This is a genomic window from Synechococcus lacustris str. Tous, from assembly GCF_003011125.1.
GTDB lineage: Bacteria > Cyanobacteriota > Cyanobacteriia > PCC-6307 > Cyanobiaceae > Synechococcus_D > Synechococcus_D lacustris.
The window spans coordinates 1-1,111 of sequence record NZ_PXVC01000212.1; the positions used below are offsets into that span (position 1 = coordinate 1).

The 1,111-nt window shown below is 48.5% G+C and carries 2 protein-coding genes; one reads left to right on the plus strand and one right to left on the minus strand.

Going from position 1 to position 1,111, the window contains the following annotated elements; translation table 11 throughout:
* A partial coding sequence (locus C7K08_RS14395; RefSeq protein WP_106501166.1) for a nucleotidyl transferase AbiEii/AbiGii toxin family protein occupies positions 1 to 385 on the plus strand: 385 nt, incomplete at its 5' end.
* 197 nt (positions 386 to 582) lie between these two features.
* On the opposite strand, the gene C7K08_RS14400 is transcribed toward C7K08_RS14395, so the two are convergent.
* Positions 583 to 1,111 (minus strand): AMP-binding enzyme (locus C7K08_RS14400; protein WP_423218705.1); only part of this gene is annotated, 529 nt, incomplete at its 5' end.

The window sequence follows — 1,111 nt, forward strand, 5'->3', positions numbered from 1 at the left end:
CCTTATATGTGCCTTATATGTGAAATGTTTTTCCCTGCCCGATCTGTTCGCCGGCAAGATGCATGCGGTGCTGTTTCGCCAGTGGCAGCAGCGTGTGAAAGGTCGCGATTGGTTTGATCTGGAGTGGTATGTGCGACGCGGCATTCCCCTGCATCTTGATCATTTAGCCGAGCGGTCGCGCCAGAGTGGCCATTGGCCTATTGATCAAACTTTCACGGCACACACGCTGCAGCGATTGCTGGCTGATCGCATCAATAGCCTTGATGTGAGCCAGGCCCGGGTAGACATTGAACGGTTTATTAGCGATCCACAGTTGCTGGAGATCTGGTCACAAAAGTATTTCACTCAGATTGGCCAGAGGATTACCACWGTGGGTTCGAGTTGATAGGGGAAGTTGGCACGATTAGAATTAACAAACRATKACTCGCAAYCAGTTTGAGCCTCCTGGGCTRTGTAATTCACACCATCAACCTTGCACTGTGATCAAAAGACCTTGTCACGCTGGTAATRGGTGATTTCTCCATTTGCAAATGGCCTGGCATAAGCAATGAAATTTGTTTTGCAGCCAGATCACCCCTTGATTTAATAAAYCTCACAATCTTTCTTTTGKGCCCATTCAAGCCAGCGTTTGCGYTCCCATTTGCCTTCACGATTAGTTKCAAGTTGCGGTGATAAAAACCATTTTTTTGGCCGTTCTGCCGGCGGTAAYTTGTTCGCCTCAATGCATAGCTCCTTGATCACCAGCTGCTGATCTGCTCCAGGTTTAATRMGCACTAATGCCACAAGTTTCTCACCCCATTCGGGATCTGGAAGGCCAACTATCAAGAGTGCTGCCACCCCTTTGCTGTGGCATAAAGCCGCTTCTACTTGCTCTGGAAATACCGTGGCGCCACCACTATTAATCGCCCAATCGAGGCGGCCTGTTATCTCAAGGCCAGTGATAGTTAATTGGCCTGCATCTCCACTGCACCACCAACCATTGCTGTTGGTAAATTGCTGCAGTTTTGCACCATTAATCCAACCACTGCTCAATCTTTTACTGCGCACTTCGATTGCATTAGAGCTGGGATTGATTTTTAATTCCACATCCGATAAAGCCCTGCCGCAGTTG